The following is a 1,364-nucleotide window of genomic DNA, read 5'->3' as shown; positions in this document are numbered from 1 at the left end:
CACTTCTATGTCCTTTAATACCTTCAATTCCATTTTCTTCAGCATATTTCAAGAATGGTTTTTCAAGCTCTGGGTTTTCCATTACAAAACAAACATTCATTCTAGAGCGATCTTCAACAGCACAAGTTCCTTTAAACAAAGGGTTTCTGTCAATCTCAGTATATAAAGCTCTGGCTTTTGCTATATTTTCTTTTTCAATTTCAGCAACGCCTCCTTTAGATTTTAACCATCTTAAGTTAAGCATCGCTACATATATAGAAAATACCGGAGGAGTGTTATACATAGAACCACCATCGATATGCACTTTATAGTCAAGCATAGAAGGTACCTTTCTGCCTGATTTACCTAAGATCTCATCTTTAACAATTACTACTGTTAAACCAGCCGGACCGATATTTTTTTGAGCTCCTGCATAGATCAAATCATATTGGGAAACATCAATAACCCTGCTCATGATATCCGAAGACATATCGCAAACTACAGGGATACTGGTTTTAGGTACGCTGAACATTTCTGTTCCGTAAATAGTATTGTTAGAAGTGAAGTGGAAATAAGCACTGTCTTCTGGAATACTATAATCTTTAGGAATAAAGGTAAAGTTTGATTCTTTTGAAGAAGCAACAATGTTTGCTTTACCAAAAGTAGATACTTCTTTAATAGCCTTGTTTGCCCAAACGCCTGTTTCCAGATAACTGGCAGTTTTTCCTTCAGGTAATAAGTTCATTGGAACCATTGCAAACTGCAAACTAGCACCGCCTTGTAAAAATAAAACAGAATATCCGGAAGGTACATTTAATAATTCCTTAACTAATTTTTCTGTTTCTGCTACCACACCTTCAAATTCAGATGTGCGATGAGAGATCTCCAGAATGGATAAACCATCCTTAAAATCTAGAACTGCTTGTGCTGCTTGCTTAAATACTTCCTGAGGTAAAATACAGGGGCMTGCGCCGAAATTGTGTCTCATTTTTATAGTGATTTTTAATGCTTGTAAATGTAACAGTTTTATATTATTTATTATTTCGAATTCTTGAACTTTATAATCAATTTCAAATTTAGTTGCCTGCCAGTTAAATAATTAGGAATAGCATATTGTACGTTATCTACATCCTTAAGCCATAAATATGAAACCGTATTGTTAATATTTAACAAATTAAATACCTCTAAATGAGCAGAAAACGAACTAAAATATTTATCCAGTAACCTCGGTTTTTTTAGTCCGGCATCGTCTAAAAAATCTTTAGAAAATCCAATATCCACACGCTTATAAGCAGGGATATTAAAATTATCAGAATAACGACGTGTAAGAGGTGCTCCTACCGGCAATTTAGAACCATACATCATATTTAAATGTACTTTATAGG

General features: G+C 34.0%; 1 protein-coding gene and 1 pseudogene. Both read right to left on the bottom strand.

The annotated features are described in order from the left end of the window. On the bottom strand, positions 1 to 967 hold a 967-nt coding region (gene serC / locus AC1DG9_RS27090; RefSeq protein ID WP_477635697.1), incomplete at its 3' end, for a 3-phosphoserine/phosphohydroxythreonine transaminase. 50 nt (positions 968 to 1,017) lie between these two features. Further along, positions 1,018 to 1,364: pseudogene (locus tag AC1DG9_RS27085) on the bottom strand (TonB-dependent receptor); the annotation flags it as partial.

Source organism: Pedobacter sp. 05L430, from assembly GCF_056397585.1.
Note: the sequence above shows the minus strand (reverse complement) of the source record. Positions and strands in the feature narration are given on the sequence as shown.